Origin of the sequence: Pseudomonas sp. B21-019 (assembly GCF_024749225.1) — a bacterium.
GTDB lineage: Bacteria > Pseudomonadota > Gammaproteobacteria > Pseudomonadales > Pseudomonadaceae > Aquipseudomonas.
On the sequence record NZ_CP087193.1, the window covers coordinates 3,649,777 to 3,667,413 of the forward strand.

The window sequence follows — 17,637 nt, forward strand, 5'->3', positions numbered from 1 at the left end:
ATGATCCACTGCGCGCTTTCAAAGGCGCACAGCAACGCCATCCCGTGAAGGCGGAATGGGGCTCAGCGTGGAACAGGAATCAGGCGCGAGGGGGTCGCCATACCCCGGACGGGGTCTGGACAGGCAGTGCGTCTACAAAAAACGTGGTTACGACGGGGTTGAACAAGGTGACTGGAGGTTTGGCGATGCTGACTTGCAGCATGCCGCCGGTCTTGCACTCCTGGCCGGGCTTACAGGCTTTGCCGTGCTCGGCCGGGGTGCTCATGTCCTGGCAGCAGTCTTGGTCCATGTCGCCCATCATCGCCATGCCCGTGGTTTTCATCGGGCAAGGCTCCGTGGGCGCCTGAATGCCCGCCATTCCACTCAGCGGAAGCGCGAAGCACATCAGGAAAATGAGGCAACACCGCAAATAACGTTTCATGGGCCGAAGTCTAGCCAGAGGAATCGTTGCTTACAATGACAGCTGGGTGAAAAACATATCGCACGGTGCAAGCACGGCCTCGCGATACATCGACAGACTTTTGGCCCACAATCAAACACACGCAGGCTGCGACAGCCCACCAACGACCGGTGTTCAGATGAGGACTCGATGTGAACAAAAACCTCGCCAACGCCCAATCCACGCCACTGCGCATCCCACGAACAGTCTGGGCCCTGGGCTTTGTCAGCCTGTTCATGGACCTGTCTTCCGAGCTGGTGCACAGCCTGCTGCCGGTGTTTCTGGTCACCACCTTGGGCGCCAGCGCACTGACCGTCGGGGTGATCGAAGGCATTGCCGAGGCGACGGCGATGGTGGTCAAGATATTCTCCGGCGCCATCAGCGACTTTATCGGCCGGCGTAAAGGCCTGCTGTTGATGGGCTACGGTCTGGCGGCGTTGTCGAAACCGCTCTTCCCTCTCGCGCAGTCGGTAGACCTGGTGTTCACCGCGCGTTTTCTGGACCGCATCGGCAAAGGCATTCGTGGCGCGCCGCGCGATGCGCTGGTCGCCGATGTCGCCCCCGCCGAAATCCGTGGCGCCTGCTTTGGCTTGCGCCAGTCGATGGACACCGTGGGGGCGATTCTGGGTCCGGTTCTGGCGATCATGCTGATGCTCTGGCTCGGGCAGATCCATCTGGTGTTGTGGTTTGCGGTGATCCCTGCGGTGATATCGGTGGCGCTGATTGTCGGTGGCGTCAAAGAACCTACCGATGTCACCGGGAAGCACACCTTTCGCTCGCCTATCCACTGGAAAGTTTTACGGGAGTTTTCCCGCGGCTATTGGTGGGTGGTGATCGTCGGCGGGCTCTTCACGCTGGCCCGTTTCAGCGAGGCCTTTCTGGTCTTGAAAGCCCAGCAAACAGGCCTGACGGCCACTTGGGTGCCGATGGTGATGGTGGTCATGTCGCTGCTGTATGCGGTGTCGGCCTACCCTGCCGGCTGGTTGTCCGACCGGATCAGCCGCACCAAGTTGCTGTGTGTCGGCATGGGATTACTGATCCTGGCGGACCTGCTGCTGGCGCAAGCGGACTCAATCATGACCATGCTGGCAGGCGTGGCCCTGTGGGGCCTGCACATGGGGTTCAGCCAGGGCATTCTCGCGACGCTGATCGCCGACACCGCCCCCGAACATCTCAGGGGCACTGCGTTCGGCCTGTTCAATCTGATCAGCGGCGTGTGCCTGTTGATCGCCAGCGTACTGGCCGGCGCACTGTGGGAAACCTCGGGTTCCGCCAGCACCTTCATTGCCGGTGCGGTGCTGGCGGCTGCGGCGCTGGCGTTGCTCCTGTTGCGCAAGTCCTAATGCCGGCAAATTAAGCCGCAGCGCACTCTTTGTAGCAGCTGTCGAGCTTGCGAGGCTGCGTTCGGCTGCGAAGCAGTCGTCAAACCAGAGCTTGCGGTGTGTCAGGCGAGTCGCGTTAGCCGGATTCACGACTGCTGCGCAGCCGAACGCAGCCTCGCAAGCTCGACAGCTGCTACGGATCGCTGCGCAAGCCCTAGTCCGCGATAGCGGCGAACCCGCGTTGCAAATCCTCGGTCAACGCATCGACATCTTCCAGGCCAATGTGCAACCGCAGCACCGGGTTCAATGCGCGATCTGCCGCACTGTTGCGATCCTGGGTGTCGGCGACGGTGATCAGGCTTTCATAGCCGCCCCAGGACGCGCCCAGACCAAACACCTGCAACGCATCGATGAAGCGCTCTACGTACGTGGCGTCGGCATCGCGCAGTTCGAAGGACAGCAGTCCGTTACTGCCCGTGTAGTCCCGCCGCCACAGTGCATGATGGGGATGATCGGGCAACGCCGGATGGAACACCCGTTTCACCTGCGGTTGCGCCTGTAGCCAATGAGCGATTTCCAGGGCCTGGCGTTCGTGCACCTCCAGGCGTGGCGCCAGGGTTCGGGCGCCGCGCAGCACCAGCCAGGCGTCGTCGGGGCTGACGGCGATGCCAAAGGTGTCGCTCATGGACGCCAGCGGCTGCCAGACTTCTTGCCGGGTACAGACGCTGCCCATGACCACATCGCTGTGGCCGCACAGGTACTTGGTCAACGCCATGATCGAGATGTCCGCGCCCAGCGTCAGCGGCCGGTACAGGTAGCCCGAGCCCCAGGTGTTATCGACGGCCAGCAGAATGCCTCGTGGTTTGCACAGCGCGGCGATGGCCGGCAGGTCGCTGAGTTCATACAGCAGCGAGCCGGGCACTTCGGTGTAGACCATTTTGGTGTTGGCTTGCAGTTGCGCTTGCAGGCCGTTGCCGTCAGGCGCGAAGTAGCTGACCTGGATACCGAACGGCTCAAGCAGTTCGCGGGCCAGACGCCGCACGGGCGCATACACCGCGTCGGTGATCAGTACATGATCGCCGGGCCGCAGGTAGGCCAGGAACGTCTGCGCCACCGCCGCCAGTCCGGTGCCGAACAGGCGGGTGCGGTAACCGCCCTCCAGTTCCGTCACCAGGTCTTCCAAGGCAAAAGCGGTCGGATTGCCCCGAGCGCCATAGCTCAGCACCCGCTCCCGGTCACGGCGAGCACGGGCATCGCGCATCTGCGCCAGGTTGTCGAACAGCACCGTGCTCAAACGAGTGACGGGCACGTTGACACCTCGACTGCCACTGCCCTTTTCGGTACGCGCCGCCTGCACCAGACGGGTACGCACCCGCGCATCACGAGTCGCTTGAGACGGCGCACGCAGCGGTTTCAGGCTGGCGATTTCGTCTGCGCTCATTTGCGCCAACAGGCCGATTTCCCAAGCCAAATACTGACGCGCCGCGTCTTTGTTGCCGGCGTGGCGATCATGGGTAAAGAACAGAAAATCGATGCACTGCAGATCGGGCGGCGTGTTGGCATCCTCTTGCAACGCAAAACCCGCCGCGCGCCAGGCGTCGACACCGCCGCTCAACAACCGGGTTTGCGCACGTTGAACATCGGGCAATTCCAGCACCGCGAAAGCGGCCAGTTGCGGGTCATCGGCCAGCAACACCAGAGGTCGCTGTTCACCGGCCACTTCACTTGCCAGCAACGAACGGATCGACCAGCGTGAGCCGGCGATATGACCTTTGCGGAAGGTCATGCTCGGACGCAGGTCAATCAATGCCACCGCTCTGTCCTTCAACGCATCGGCCAGGGCTTGCGCCGTGATGACCGGCAACGCTTCGTGTGCGGGCGTCTCATGCGTCGGCAACGCCAGACCGCTACTCACCCCACCTTCCAGCACATAAGCTTCATGCCCCAACTGCCGAAGCCAACTGGCAACGATCGGTGCCCGTATACCATCGCTGTCGATCAGCACCAACCGCGCCTGACGCACGCCGATGTACAGGTCGGTAGACTGAATCAACTGCCCACCCGGCGTGTGTTGCGCACCCGACAGACTGCCGGCGACAAACTCCTCGGCAGTGCGCACATCGCACAGAAACAAACTGCGTGCGGCCTCCCCTGCCCACTGCTCGACCTGCGCCGCCGCAACGGTTTTTACCCCGGCCCGCTCGGCCAGTTGTGCCGCGGCGAGGCGTTGTTGCGGCAAGGTCTTCGATGACACCTCATCGGCATAGCGGCGAGTGCTGCCATGCTCCAGCCGGAAATCTTCCAGGTACCAGCCCTGCGTACCGTTTTCCAAGGCGTAGACCGGGTTCTTCAACCCCAGATTGATCAAGGTCTGGGCGCCGATAATGCTGCGGGTTCGACCGGCGCAATTGACCACGATCGGCGTGCTGTCGTCCGGCACCAGATCCTGTACGCGATAGCCCAGTTCGCCATTCGGGCAGCAGACAGAACCGGGAATGGTCATCTTGCGGTACTCGTCGAACGGCCGACCGTCCAGCACCACCAGCGGCTCGCCCCGGGCTTGCCATTCGGCCAGCTGCCTGGCGGTGACATGCGGCGTATCACTGGCCTCTTCCACCAACTCGCCAAAGGCTTTGGACGGCACATGCACACCCGCGAACAGTTGCAGGCCTGCCGCCTGCCAGGCATCGGCACCGCCGTCGAGAACATGCACGCGGCTGTACCCCAGCGCCTGCAAACGCCGAGCAGAGCGCACCGCGATGTCCCCGCCGTTCTGGTCATAAATCACCAGCCGCACCTGAGGATTCGGCGCCAGGCGTCGGACCTCCAGCTCCAGGCGACTGTAGGGCAGGTTCACCCCGTGAAACAGGTGGGCTTCGCCATATTGGCCATGCTCACGCACATCAAACAGGGCAATTTCCTGCCCGTCGAACAGCCATTGCTGCAGTTGCCCTGGGGTTACGGTCCGATTCATGTGTAGGCCTTGATCGACGGCGCCATTTGCGAGGCGTTGTAATTGAGAATGCGCCCGTCGGCCTCGACCCCGTAGCGGCCGTTGAGCGATTCCAGCGGCAAGCCATACAGGTGGAAATGCAGGGTCGGCTGCTCGCCTTCGACACGGATGCCATGCAGGTCTTCACCGAGAAACGAGATCGACGTGCCGGGTTGCACGATCACTTCTTTTTCCAGGTGCAACGTGGTGAACCCGGGCTCGCGGCCCTCGTCATCACGGGTGTAGACGTAGTTGATTTCCTGGCCTTCGACGGCGCTGATGATTGCCCAGGTTTCGTGGTTGTGCGGGATCGTACTTTTACCCGGCAACAATGAGTTGAGGTACAACGTCGGCGTGTCGCCATCGTCGTTCAGACGGTAGCGAAACGCGGTGCTGCCCTGCCCCGGCACTGGCGCCGGGAACACGTCGAAATTGAACAGATCGCGGCGCTCGGCCAGGGTTTCGAGCAAGGCGACGATCTCCGTCAACGCGGCACGGTCGACGCCACGCTGATGGATGACGCGGATTTTCTTGAGGAAATCCTCGATGACGGCGGCACGGTTATCGGTACTCATGAACAGACTCCTCGGTATTAGACGGACAGGCTGTAGCGGCTCAGGTTACTCAACAGATACGGATCGTTGGCGACACGGGGACGGCGTCCCGGATCGACCAGGGCGTGACGCAGAAACTCCTGGGTCCGCTCACTGGTGGGGTACTGGAAGATCTGCTCGGCACTGCCGCATTCGACAATCACGCCGTTTTCGGTGAAGTAGACGATGTCGCTGATCTCTTCGGCGAAACGCATTTCATGGGTCACCAACACACAGGTCATGCCCTCTTCGGTCAGCTCGCGAATCACCGTCAGCACCTCGCCAACAGTTTCCGGATCGAGGGCAGAAGTCACCTCATCGAACAGGATCAATTCCGGACGCATGGCCAACGCCCGGGCAATCGCCACCCGCTGTTGCTGACCGCCGGAGAGTTGCCCCGGATAAGCATCGGCCTTGTGCTCCATGCGCACCTTGGCCAGCAAGGCGCGGGCGTCTTTCTCGGCCTCGGCGCGATTGCGCCCCAGCACTTTGCGCGGGGCGATCATCAGGTTCTCCAGCACCGACAAATGCGGGAACAGGTTGTACTGCTGGAACACAAACCCCACACGCTTGCGTAACTCGATGCGCTGGGTTTCCTGGGCCAGGGTGTGAACCTCAGTGCTGCCGACGCGGATGGTGCCGCGTTGGGGCTGCAACAAACCGGTGATGCAGCGCAGGATCGTCGACTTGCCGGAGCCGGACGGGCCGATGATCGACACGGCCTGGCCGCGATGCACGTCAAGGTCGATGCCCTTGAGCACCGGGTTACTGCCAAACGACAGGTGCAGGTCGCGCAGGCTGACCAGAGGCTCGGCGACGGTTTCAGTAGAAGGCATAACGTCGCTCCAGGCGTTGGGTGAGTCGGGAAATCGGGTAGCAATAAGCAAAGAACAGCACCAGCAGGCTCAGGTAAATCACCACGGTGAAGCCGGTGAGGTTCACCGTGTTGCTGGCGATTTGCGCGGTGTCGATCACATCATGCACGCCCACCAGCGACGCCAGTGCAGTGCCCATGGTGATCACCGCGTAGAGGTTCATCCACGGCGGCAACATGCGCTTGAAGCACTGCGGCAGGATGATCGAACGAAAAATCTGCCCGCGAGTGAAGGCCAGGGATCGCGCCGCTTCCCATTGGGTACTGGGGATCGAGGCGACGGCGCCACGGAAGATCTCCGCAACGTTGGCGCTCGCCGGCAACGCCAGGCCAATCGTGACCTTGACCCAATCCGGGAACGAGACATAAGTGCTGCCGATGTGGATCTCGAACGGGAACACATAGGTGGTGAAATAGATCAGCACCAGCCACGGCGCATTGCGAAAAATCTGCACCCAGATCCGCGCCGGCAAGCGCAACAGCCACAACGGCGACAACGTCAGGGCACCGACCAACAACCCCAGCAACGAGCCCAGCCCGATTGCCACCAGACTGATCAGAATGTTCTGGCCAAACCCGGCGACCAAGGCCGGCGACCACTGCAACAAAGCCTTGAGTACCGGACTGTGCGGCACGAAATACACCAACCAGAGCATGCTACCCACCAACAGCAGCAACTTGCCTCCATGCCGACGCGGCCAGGCCAACGGCGCGGTGACGGACGATTCAATGGCCATAGCCGGGCATCCTCAGGCGCGCTTCGAGCAGGCGACCCACACAATTGACGGTAAAACTCAGCAGGCCGAAAAACGTCAGGATCAGAATCATCAGCTCCAACACGTTATCGCTCTGGGTCCAGATCATGATCGCCGCGTAGGTGATGTCGCCGACGGCAATGGCCGAGGCGACAGCGGTCATTTTTACCAGGTCGATCAGGTTGTTGATCAGCGACGGCAAGGCGAAGCGCAAGGCCAGCGGCAGTTGCACATTCCACAGCAACTGGCGGCTACTGAATGCCAGTGAACTGGCCGCCTCGATTGTTACCGCCGGCACCGCTTCGATCCCGGCGCGCAAGGCTTCGGCATGAAACGCGCCTTTGTGCAGCGAAATCACGATCACCACCCAGGCGAACGGCGTCAGCGGGTTGGCCGCGCCGACGGCCTGGGTCAGCAGCATGTTCAGGACCAGAAATGCGCAATACAGCTGCACCAGGGTCGGCGTGTTGCGGGTGACTTCGACAAACACCCGCGCAGGTTTTGCCAGCCAGGGTTTGCCCGAGGTCAACATCGCCGCCAAACCGACGCCCGCCAACAGGCTGCCGACGATAGTGAAGAGGCACAGCAACACCGTGGTCAGCGCGCCCTGCTCCAGGGTTCCGCGTTGATAAGCGTCCAGCAGAAAGCCGTAGTTCAGGCCGAATCCGGCGGCCCAGTGGACGAATAGCTCCAACAAATGACTCATGGTTCGCCCCGCAATTGCCTGCAGGCTTGAGCGATGCGGCATCCGGCTTCGACTACGGTGTCGGTCGCCGTGGCAATGGACAGGCGAAACCACGGCGACAAGCCATAAGCGCTGCCCGCCACGCCGGCCACGCCCTCTTCCAGCAAATACGCGACGACGTCGGCATCGCTTTGCAGACGTTGACCGTCCGGGCGATAGCGCCCCAACAACCCGGCGCAGCGCACAAACACAAAGAAACCACCTTGAGGTTCGAGCACTTCAAGACCGTCCACTTCGCGTAAGGCGCTGACCAGTGAATCCCGGCGTTGTTGATAGGCCGCGACTTGCGACCGCAAGAAATCCAGTCCACCTTCGAATGCGGCCAAAGCGGCGGCTTGTCCGACCGAGGAAGCACCCGAGGTGGATTGCGATTGCACCACCGTCATCGCAAGAGTCAGCGCTTGCGGCCCGGCGCCGAAACCGATGCGCCAACCGGTCATGGCATAGGTCTTGGACACGCCGCCCACCAGCAGGCAGCGCGCCTGCAAATCCGGCGCAACGTTGAGCAGGCTCTGGGCAGGCAAACCGTCGAAACGGATATGTTCGTAGAGTTCATCCAGCAGAATCAGCACGTGGGGATGGCGCCGCAGCACCTCGGCCAGGGCGCGCAGTTCGGCCGCGCTATACACCGCGCCGCTGGGGTTGCCGGGGCCGTTGAGGATCAGCCAGCGAGTCCGTTCGCCAATCCGTTGCTCCAATTGTTCGGCCGTCAGTTTGCAGCCCTGCGCCAGTCCACATTCGATAAACACCGGTTCGCCGCCGTTGAAGCGCACGCTGTCCGGGAACGACGGCCAGTACGGCGTTGGCACCAGCACCTGATCGCCGTCGTCGAGGGTGGCGGCAAAGGCATTGAAGATGATCTGTTTGGCACCGTTGGCAATCACGATCGATTCCAGCGGATAGTCCAGCTGGTTTTCCTGCTGGAGTTTGCGTTGCACCGCGATGCGCAAGGCCTTCACGCCCGGTGTCGGCGTGTACTTGGTGGCACCGGCGGCGATGGCGGCATAAGCGGCCTGCTTGATGTGCTCCGGGGTGTCAAAATCCGGCTCGCCGGTGGTCAGGTCGAGGATGTCGCGACCAGCCTCGCGCAATGCCGTGGCTTGAGATTTCGCGGCGGCATTGGCCGACAGCGAGACGTGCTGTACGCGTTTGGACAGACGAAGCGTCATGACTGACTCCCCTTCAAAACCTTGCCGGGGTTCAGCAGATTGTTCGGGTCCAGCGCTTGCTTGATCCGGCGCATCAGGTCGAGTTCCACCGGGCTTTTGTAGCGCCCGAGCATGTCCCGTTTGCGCTGGCCGACACCGTGCTCGGCGCTAATGGAGCCGCCGTGAGCGTGGGCGCTGTCGTGCACCAGTTGGCTGAGTGCTGCGTAATGGGCCATGTGCGCCTCGACCGTTGAGTTGTGCGGATGGGCGACGTTGTAATGCAGGTTACCGTCGCCCAGATGGCCGAAGGTGTAATGCCGCACACCAGGGAAATGGCGCTGCAACAGCGCATCGGTATGGGCGACAAATGCCACGACCTGGGAAATCGGCACCGAGATGTCGTGCTTCATGTTGCGACCGGCACGCTTCTGCGCCTCGCTCATGTTCTCGCGTAACAGCCAAAACGCCTGGCTCTGGGCGAGGCTTTCGGCGATCAGCGCATCGGCCAGCAGGCTCTGCTCGTAGGCCTCGCCCAGTACCTGTTCAAACGCTTCGCGGGCATGGCTTTCGCTGTGGTTATCGGACAATTCCAACAACGCGAACCAAGGCTGACGCGCACCGGAAAAGGGTTGTGGGCCTTCGGGAAATTGCTCGCGCAGCAACGCAAGGCACCCGGCACTGAGCAGTTCGAACGCGGTCAGGCTGGCACCGAAACCGGCGCGGGCATGGGACAGGAACGTCACCGTCTGGGCCAGCGAGTCGAAGGCCAACAGCGCTGTGGCCTGGGCCTTGGGCAACGGGAACAGTTTCAGGGTGGCGGCGGTGATGATGCCGAGGGTGCCTTCGCTGCCGATGAACAGGTCGCGCAAGTCGTAGCCGGTGTTGTCCTTGCGCAAACCGCGCAGGCCATTCCAGATGTCGCCCTGGGCGGTGACCACTTCCAGACCAAGGGTCAATTCGCGGGTATTGCCATAGCGCAGCACCGCCGTGCCACCGGCATTGGTGCCCAGATTGCCGCCAATGGTGCAGCTGCCTTCGGCGCCCAGACTCAGCGGGAACAGGCGCCCGGCATCGCGGGCGACGCCCTGAATGGTGTGCAGAATGCAGCCCGCCTCGACGGTCAGGGTGTCGTTGTCGGTGTCCACTGCCCGAACGCGATTCATCCGGTCGAGCAGCAACAACACCGCGCGGCCACTGGCGTCCGGAGTCGCGCCGCCCATCAGCCCGGTGTTGCCGCCCTGCACCACCACCGGCGTATCGCAGGCCACGCACGCGCGCACCACCGCCGCAACTTCTTCGGTGCTTGCCGGGTGCACGGCGGCAATCACCTGCCCCACGTAACGGCCCTGTTTGTCGGTCAGGTACGGCGCGGCCTCTTCGCTGGTCTGCACATGACGGGCGCCGAGCAGTTGCTGCAAGGCCACGAACAACGGTCGACTCATGACCGCACTGCCAGCGGTGCCGCGTTGCGGTATTGCTCGTGCAGGTCACGCAAGGCTTGCGACGGTGCCATGCCCGTGCGTTCGCCCAATTCGATCAGCCAGCCGCTGCGGTGCCAGTCGCGCACGATGGCATCCAGCTTCGCCTGGGTATCGTGCTCGCCCTTGCGTATCCAGATCACCGAGTTCGACGGGATCAAGTCACCCGGCAGCGGAATTTCATACCCGGCCCACTCGGCATCGCTCAATAAGGTATGCATGGTCGGGCTGACATGCACCGCCGCCACGCAGCCATTGCCGCGCAACGACAACAGCGATTCGGACTGGCTGCGAAACGCCTTGATCTGCGCGCCGTAGGTTTCCTGTAATGGCTTGATGAAGTTGCTGCCCTGGGACACGCACACCGGTTTGTCCTTCAAGTCGCTCCACTGGGTGATACCCGCACCCTTGCGAATCAACGCGGCGCCACCGACTTCTTCATAGGGCGTGGGCACGTAATCGAGAATCTCGGCGCGTTCTTCGGTGAACTGCATATTGGCGATCAGGATGTCGACCTTGCCCTGCTGCAGGAACTGCACCCGGTTGGGTGCCAGCACCGAAACAGTCTGGGCCTCGACACCCAGCGCCTTGGCGATGCCCCTGGCCAGTTCGACGTTGTACCCCAGGTGTTCGCCGGTCTTGGGGTCGAGGGTGCCGAACGGCGGACCACTGAGCATCACCCCGACGCTGATCGCGTGGCGTTGTTCGATCTTGTCCAGCGTGGCATCGGCCTGAGCGAGGCTGGCGCCGAGCACGGCGCATCCTGCCAGGCACAGCGTGGCCAGGCTTCTAGCGGAAAAATATCGGTTCATGCACGACTACCTTGAACGACCGCCGAATCCGTCGGCGGTCTATTGAAAACGATGAGGTGAACCGCTCAGGCGCCGTTGGCCTGGAACTGTTTCTGCAATTCCACCAAGGCCGGTGACGCGGGGGTGATGCGGTTGCGGGTCTGGGCGTCGATCAGCCAGCCGCTGCGGTGCAGTTCCTTGACGATGGGGTCGAGCCGAGCCTGGGTATCGCGTTCGCCAGGTCGGGTCCAGATCACCGAAGGGGCCGGGTTGAGCTCCGGACTCAGCGCGCGATAGCCCTGCCATTCGGCGTTGTCGGCGATCAACGGGTTGATCAGCGTGGCGTCATGCACTGCCGCGACGCAGTTGTTGCCACGCAGCGCAAGCAAGGATTCGGACGAGCTCTTGAAGGCCTTGATCTCGACGCCCAATTCGGTGAGCGGCTTGATGTAGCTGCTGCCCTGGGAGGTGCAGACGGGCTGGCCCTTGAGGTCTTCCCAACGGCTGATCTTGCTGTCCTTGAGCAGCGCCGCGGTACCGCCGACACGGTAGAACGGCGTCGGCACAAAACCGAGGATCTCACCGCGCTCGGCGGTCCATTCCATGTTGGCAATCAACAAATCCACTTTGCCCTGCTGCAAAAACTGCACGCGGTTGGCGGGCAATACCGGCACCAGTTGCACCTCGGCGCCCAACTGCCGGCCCAGTTCCTGAGCGAGGTCGACGTTCAAGCCCCGCGGTTTCTGAGTACCCGGATCGATACTGCCGAAAGGGCCGCCGGACAGTACGACCCCCACCGTCAGCACATGCCGTTGCTGGATCTTGTCCAGGGTGGCATCAGCCTGAGCCCCGGCACTGGCGGCCAATGAGATCAAGGCGCCCAGCATCACAGGCAACCATCGTTTTACAGGTGAGCGCTCAAGCAACATGGATTTCCCCTCATGGATGATCGGCGTTCCCCGACCTGATGAGGCGGCATCCTAGGTACAGTCCTGAAGTAACGGAAATTCAAATATCTAATATCGTTATAACTTGCCGTATTGCTGCTAAGCGAAAATCCTCACAGTGCCCGTAGTTACCGCATTAGCACTAAAATATCGCCAAAAATACATAAACAAATGTAATGTTTATGTTTGCAGCCCTGATATAAAAACAGCCCGGAAATGGCCATGTCGACCTCACCTACCCTCGATCTCGAATTGCTGCGCACCTTCATTGCCGTGGTCGATCACCACAGTTTTGCCGAGGCCGGCGCGCAACTGGCGCGCACACAATCGTCGGTCACCCAGCACATGCAACGCCTGGAACAACAAGTGGGGGTGAATCTGTTCGAGAAGCGCGGGCGTCAGAAGCAACTGACCGAAGCCGGTTTGCAGTTGTTGCGTCATGCGCGGCAGATGCTCTCGCTCAACGACGATGCGCTGAATTCCCTGCGCGAAAGCAACTTGAGCGGTGTGCTGCGGATCGGCTCGCCGCATGACATCGCCGACACCATCCTGCCGCCGATCCTCAGCCACATCGCCCGCTCGGCCCCGCGCTTGCGCCTGGAGATCGATGTCGGCCGCAGCCCGTTTCTGATGGATGACCTGCATCGGGGCAAGGTCGACATGGTGATCTCCACCCGCGAAGACCCGAGCCTCGAAGGCTTCGCCTTGCGCACCTCGCCGGTGTGGTGGATTTGCTCGGCGCAGTACATTCATACGCCGGAAGAGCCCTTGCCGCTGATTCTGGTGGATGAGCCGAGTATCTATCGTCGCTACGCCCTGGAGGCGCTGGAACGCGCCAATATTCCATGGCGCCAGGCGTACCTGGCGTCGAACCTGATCGGGATCAAGGCCGCAACGCGTGCCGGGTTGGGCGTCACGCCCAGAAGCATGGAAATGCTCGGCCCGGACATGCGCGTGCTCGGCGAAAACGATGGCCTGCCACGGCTGCCGGACGTGACCTACCACTTGTGGATTCGGCCCAACACCGTGAACCCGCTGGTGCGTCGGGCCTATGAGTTGATCAGGAGCAGTCGGGGGCTTTGACGCGGCCACTCATAAGAACCAAATAGAATTAATAAATACAAAATCAATATTTATAGTTATAAAAATATCCACGTACTCTCAGCTCATCCCGTCATTCATCACCACAGTGAAGTGCCCCATGAATCCGACTGACAACCTCATCGACTTCGCCAGCTACCGCAAACGCAAACAGGCTCAGCAACGGGCACGGGCCATGTGGGAAATGTACGCACGCAACGCGGGTCTACAGGCCTTTCAGTGGATCCAGGCCGCCCAGTCGACCGAGACCCGTCACGCATGAACGCGCAGCAACCCTCGCGCTTTCTGGTGAGCGCAGGCGAACCCGTGACGGACTTGAATAACCTCGAACAACTGGAAGAAGACCCGATCTGCGAGCGGGTCGCGCAGAACCTGCAACGGCTGCGGGGCAAGCGTCATCTATCCCTCGACGCCCTGGCCCGGCAGTGCGGCGTGAGTCGGGCGATGCTGGCGCAGATCGAATCCGGACGCAGCGTGCCGTCGATCAAAGTGCTGTGCAAAATTGCCAAGGGCTTGAAGGTTTCGGTGGCGGCGTTTCTCGAGCATCGGGCTTTCGAAGGTGTGGCCGTGCTGTCGGCGAACCAGAGCAAGCGCCTGGTCAGCGCCAGTGGCGCCTTCGTCAGCCGCGCGTTGTTTCCGTTCGACGTGGCACGCCAATCGGAATTCTACGAACTGCGTTTGAGCCCGTTGGGCGAAGACCACTCCGAGGGGCATGGCCCGGGTGTGCAGGAGAACCTGGTGGTGTCGCAGGGCGTACTGGAAATCAGCGTCAACGATGAACGCTACCTGCTGTCCACCGGCGACTCGATCCTGTTCTACGCCGACCAGCCCCACCGCTATCGCAACCCCGCCGACAGTGAGGCGGTGGCTTATCTGGTGGTGACCTACCCGGAACGCCTGGACTGAATTCCATCGCGCCGAACCGAGATCCCTTGTGGGATCTGTGGTGTCGCCAGAATGAAAAAGCCCCCGCAACCGTCAGGTCGCGGGGGCTTTTTAATGTCTGCTGCCAGGGATCAGCAGGTGCAGCACATCATTGGCATGCCGTTGCAGCTCATCATCATCGGCATGCTGCAATCGTTCATCATTTTCATCATCAGGGCGCAGCAGCTTTTCATCATGTCCATGTTCATGCCGGCCATCGGCATGATTTTGCACATCATGCCGTCGGCCATCATCGTGCATTCCATCACGCACTTCATCGACGGCATCGGCATGCCCATCATTGGCATCATCATGTTCATCATTGGCATGGCCATGCTCGCCTGAGACATGCACATCATGCTCATGTTGCCGCAATGCATCATCATCGGCATGCCGCAGTTCATCATCATCTGCATCATTTCAGCGCTGTTCTTGAACATCGCCATGTCCATGCCAGCGGCCGGCATCATTTTGCACATCATGCCGTCGTCCATCATTTCGCAGCTCATGGTCGCCATCATCATCGGCATGCCCATCATTGGCATCATCGGCATGTTGGCGTTCATCATCGGCATTGGCATCTGCATGGCGTTCATCATGGTGTAACTCCCTAAGCGATTCGATAGTTGGACGAAGCTGATGGAGGCGGATTCTAAGGACTGGTGAAGGGACGACAAGATGATGGCCGAGCAGCAGGATTTGATGTTGAAACCGCTTTAGTGCCGTGGCGGGGACGCCGCTGTCTGCTAGAGCGCCCCTATGGATTTCATTGCATACAGAATCAAAGCGAAGGCGTGGTTTTATCGGTTATGGATATTCGACTCAGCGCTATATAAAGAACCGAAAGAAATAATCGTTCTAAACAGCGCAGAGTTTTTTATCCGTACCAAAAGCTAGCAATACTCGTGGATTCGCAACCAGGCCTGCTGGCGCTGTTGCACTGACTCAGCCGACTCGCCGACCAGCGCCTCATAGACAGCTGGCGCGGTAGCCCCCTCGGTGTTGATGATGAGCACTCTCGAATTCTTGTTCAGGCCGACTTTTTCGGCATCGGCAGGAACACCCACGAGATTGATCAAACCAGCGAGCCCGGCGACACCGGATTCTCCTCCGACAACAGGAACATCATTACCTGAGCCTGCAGCGAGCAGCCGCATTGCGCCTACCGCATCGCTGTCATTGATGAGCATGAAATGGTCAACGCTCTCACTCAGGAATTTCCATGCAAGCGGTGACGTTTCGCCACAGGCCAAACCTGCCATGACGGAATCCACGGAGCCGGTCGCATGGGCAGCCCGCCCCTTCAGCGCGCTTTGATAAAGGCAATCGGCCTGAACCGGCTCAACCATCACCAGGGTCGGGCGATCGGCGCCATAGCGCTCCCAGAAGTAACTGACCAAACCTGCCGCCAGGCCCCCTACTCCGCCTTGCACAAAGATATGCGTGAACGGTTCTGACGCCTCGATGACTTCGGCGGCGATCGTGCCATAGCCTTGCATGACATCGCGCGGAATCACTTCGTAGCCTTCATACGAGGTGTCGGAGACAACCTGCCACTGGTTCTCTCTGGCCAACGTCGCGGCACGCTCGACCGACTCGTCGTAGTTGCCAGTAATGCGGACAATCTCTGCACCATAAGCGGCAATGGCTTGCTCGCGCTCAACACTCACGTTGGCATGAAGGACGATAACGCACCGACAGCCAACACTTTGTGCCGCAGCCGCCAGTGCTCGTCCGTGGTTACCGTCGGTTGCACTGATCGCCGTAAAGATGCCGAGCTGGTCCCGGTACTCACCCACGAGCAACGCTTGAGAATTAAAGTTCTTTTGCGGGAACAATCGCAAAATCAACCGCACCAGGGCAATCGGCGCGCCCAATGCCTTGAAGCTACCCAGCGGTGAGCGAACCGACTCATCTTTCACGCAGATTTGCCCGACATTAAGCTGCTTCGCCAGATCATCAAGATCCCACAGCGGCGTCGCTGTAACGCTGAGTTGATCCCATGTCGAAAGCCAGCGACGACTCTCTTCAGCCTGCTTGATGCTCATGATGTGTTGAAGTGACTCTGGGTACGCTTCGTGTGTGGCGTTCGGGTTGGAAAAAAGCATAAAACCTCCAATGTCAGGCAAAGAGATACCACCGCCGGGTCTTGAAACCCAGGCGCTGTGTTTCAGCGGAAAAGTTATCGGGTGGTAGCGAGTCGTCGAACAACCACGTCCAGCAGTACCTGAGCGCCCTTGATCAGTTGATCATCATCGGTGTGCTCCCGAGGGTTATGGCTGATGCCGCCCTTGCTTGGCACAAAGATCATCGCGGATGGCGCAACGCGCGCGATCATCTGAGCATCATGCCCTGCCCCGGAAGTCATGCGTCTATGGGTGAAGCCGAAACGCCTGGCGCTGTCTTCGATGACCTGCGCCAATTCGGAGTCGAACACGACCGGCTGAAATCTCACCAGCTGCTCGGTGGAAACCCGTACGCCCTCACGCTCTGCGATGTTGGCGAGGAACCGGGATAAACGTGTCTCAGCCGCTTGCAAACGAGCCTCGTCGGGATCACGCAGGTCGACCGTAAACGTCGATTTGCGAGGAATGACGTTAATGACATTGGGTTCAAATTGCATGCAGCCAACGGTCGCCAAGGTAGTACCACCCGACTCACTGGCGATCTCGCGCAAGTGATTCACCACCGCGCTTGCGCAATAACCGGCATCGTGACGCAAATGAGTGGGGGTGGTGCCCGCGTGGTTGGCGTTGCCCTGAATCGTCACCTGCTGCCACGAAATCCCCTGGAGATTTTCGACCACACCGATCAGCGTTGACTCGGCTTCCAGGATCGGCCCCTGTTCAATGTGAAGCTCCACATATTCGTGCGGAATCAGCGCGCCTGGCTCCATATCCCCAGCGTAACCAATACGAGAGAGCTCATCGCCAAGACGGGTTCCGTCCGTCCCGATGGTGTTGAGCGCTTCGTCGACACTCATGCCACCGGCAAAAACCAGCGAGCCCATCATGTCCGGCTGATAACGCACACCCTCTTCATTGGTGAACGCGCCGACCGTGATTGAGCGCTCAGGCGTTACGCCCGCGGCACGGAAAGCACGAATGACGGCAAGCCCCGCGAGCACTCCATAACACCCATCCAAAGCGCCGGCGTTTGTCACGGTGTCGATGTGCGAGCCCATCATGAAAGGCGCCTCTGTGCCGTCATCGGTGCTTGAGCGGAGGGTTCCAAACACATTGCCGATGCGATCGACTTTGACGTCCAGGCCCAACTCATTCATCCAGCAGACGAGCTGATCACGGCCCTCCCTCTCGGCATCAGTCAGCGCAATTCGGGTACGCCCTCCGTCCTTGAGGTCAACACCGATCTGGCCCAGCGTCGCGAGTTGCTCCAGGAGCTTTGGCCCGTCCAGGTTTAATCCGTCATTGGCGCTTGCAACACTCATTAAACTTCTCCGTGAGGCGGGATTCTTTCGTAAATATTAATTCAATGAGATGCTCCACAAATTGATATTTCCGGATCGCC

17 protein-coding genes are annotated in these 17,637 nt (G+C 60.6%); 4 read left to right on the forward strand and 13 right to left on the reverse strand.

The features are described from left to right. Positions 1–79 precede the first annotated feature (79 nt). Entirely contained in the window at positions 80–421 is a 342-nt protein-coding gene (locus tag LOY36_RS16210; protein ID WP_026345769.1) for a hypothetical protein, read from the reverse strand. Between the two features lie 170 nt (positions 422–591). On the opposite strand from LOY36_RS16210, the gene LOY36_RS16215 reads away from it, so the two are divergent. Beyond that, entirely contained in the window at positions 592–1,782 is a 1,191-nt protein-coding gene (locus tag LOY36_RS16215) for an MFS transporter (protein WP_258668815.1), read from the forward strand. Between the two features lie 193 nt (positions 1,783–1,975). On the opposite strand, the gene metC is transcribed toward LOY36_RS16215, so the two are convergent. The 9 genes from metC to LOY36_RS16260 form a co-directional block, all read right to left on the reverse strand. Continuing rightward, positions 1,976–4,735 carry a cystathionine beta-lyase gene (metC, locus tag LOY36_RS16220; protein WP_258668816.1) on the reverse strand — a complete coding sequence of 920 codons (2,760 nt, stop codon included), beginning with the start codon at positions 4,733–4,735 and terminating at the stop codon, positions 1,976–1,978. Then, positions 4,732–5,328 (reverse strand): cysteine dioxygenase, encoded by a 597-nt coding sequence (locus LOY36_RS16225; RefSeq protein ID WP_258668818.1) that lies wholly within the window; start codon positions 5,326–5,328, stop codon positions 4,732–4,734. The genes metC and LOY36_RS16225 overlap by 4 nt, the downstream gene beginning before the upstream one ends. Positions 5,329–5,345: 17 nt before the next feature. Continuing rightward, a complete protein-coding gene (locus LOY36_RS16230) occupies positions 5,346–6,182 on the reverse strand; it encodes an amino acid ABC transporter ATP-binding protein (RefSeq protein ID WP_258668819.1) in 837 nt (278 codons plus the stop codon). Beyond that, a complete protein-coding gene (locus LOY36_RS16235; RefSeq protein WP_258668821.1) occupies positions 6,169–6,957 on the reverse strand; it encodes an amino acid ABC transporter permease in 789 nt (262 codons plus the stop codon). Before LOY36_RS16235 ends, LOY36_RS16230 begins: the two co-directional genes overlap by 14 nt. Next, positions 6,947–7,681: an amino acid ABC transporter permease gene (locus LOY36_RS16240; RefSeq protein WP_019648695.1), complete on the reverse strand. Its 735-nt coding sequence runs from the start codon at positions 7,679–7,681 to the stop codon at positions 6,947–6,949. Before LOY36_RS16240 ends, LOY36_RS16235 begins: the two co-directional genes overlap by 11 nt. After that, a complete protein-coding gene (locus LOY36_RS16245) occupies positions 7,678–8,889 on the reverse strand; it encodes an aminotransferase class I/II-fold pyridoxal phosphate-dependent enzyme (RefSeq protein WP_258668825.1) in 1,212 nt (403 codons plus the stop codon). The genes LOY36_RS16240 and LOY36_RS16245 overlap by 4 nt, the downstream gene beginning before the upstream one ends. Continuing rightward, complete coding sequence (locus LOY36_RS16250) at positions 8,886–10,310, reverse strand: FAD-binding oxidoreductase (RefSeq protein ID WP_258668827.1); 1,425 nt, start codon at positions 10,308–10,310, stop codon at positions 8,886–8,888. Before LOY36_RS16250 ends, LOY36_RS16245 begins: the two co-directional genes overlap by 4 nt. Beyond that, positions 10,307–11,158 carry a transporter substrate-binding domain-containing protein gene (locus LOY36_RS16255; RefSeq protein ID WP_258668829.1) on the reverse strand — a complete coding sequence of 284 codons (852 nt, stop codon included), beginning with the start codon at positions 11,156–11,158 and terminating at the stop codon, positions 10,307–10,309. The genes LOY36_RS16250 and LOY36_RS16255 overlap by 4 nt, the downstream gene beginning before the upstream one ends. A 65-nt stretch (positions 11,159–11,223) precedes the next feature. Then, positions 11,224–12,066 (reverse strand): transporter substrate-binding domain-containing protein, encoded by an 843-nt coding sequence (locus tag LOY36_RS16260; RefSeq protein WP_026345767.1) that lies wholly within the window; start codon positions 12,064–12,066, stop codon positions 11,224–11,226. A gap of 240 nt (positions 12,067–12,306) precedes the next feature. On the opposite strand from LOY36_RS16260, the gene LOY36_RS16265 reads away from it, so the two are divergent. The 3 genes from LOY36_RS16265 to LOY36_RS16275 all read left to right on the forward strand — a co-directional run bounded on the left by LOY36_RS16265 (position 12,307) and on the right by LOY36_RS16275 (position 14,091). Further along, positions 12,307–13,167 (forward strand): LysR substrate-binding domain-containing protein, encoded by an 861-nt coding sequence (locus LOY36_RS16265; RefSeq protein ID WP_007942105.1) that lies wholly within the window; start codon positions 12,307–12,309, stop codon positions 13,165–13,167. A gap of 118 nt (positions 13,168–13,285) precedes the next feature. Next, on the forward strand, positions 13,286–13,447 hold the full coding sequence (locus LOY36_RS16270; protein WP_019648689.1) for a hypothetical protein: 162 nt from the start codon (positions 13,286–13,288) through the stop codon (positions 13,445–13,447). Beyond that, positions 13,444–14,091 carry a helix-turn-helix domain-containing protein gene (locus tag LOY36_RS16275; RefSeq protein ID WP_258668832.1) on the forward strand — a complete coding sequence of 216 codons (648 nt, stop codon included), beginning with the start codon at positions 13,444–13,446 and terminating at the stop codon, positions 14,089–14,091. Before LOY36_RS16270 ends, LOY36_RS16275 begins: the two co-directional genes overlap by 4 nt. A gap of 110 nt (positions 14,092–14,201) precedes the next feature. Here the strand turns inward: LOY36_RS16275 and LOY36_RS16280 are convergent, their stop codons facing one another. From LOY36_RS16280 to LOY36_RS16290, 3 genes are all read right to left on the reverse strand, one after another. Further along, entirely contained in the window at positions 14,202–14,708 is a 507-nt protein-coding gene (locus LOY36_RS16280; protein ID WP_258668834.1) for a hypothetical protein, read from the reverse strand. Between the two features lie 294 nt (positions 14,709–15,002). Continuing rightward, complete coding sequence (locus LOY36_RS16285) at positions 15,003–16,217, reverse strand: diaminopropionate ammonia-lyase (RefSeq protein WP_258668835.1); 1,215 nt, start codon at positions 16,215–16,217, stop codon at positions 15,003–15,005. Between the two features lie 74 nt (positions 16,218–16,291). Continuing rightward, positions 16,292–17,557, reverse strand: a complete 1,266-nt coding sequence (locus tag LOY36_RS16290) for a Zn-dependent hydrolase (protein WP_258668836.1) — start codon at positions 17,555–17,557, stop codon at positions 16,292–16,294. Positions 17,558–17,637 lie beyond the last annotated feature (80 nt).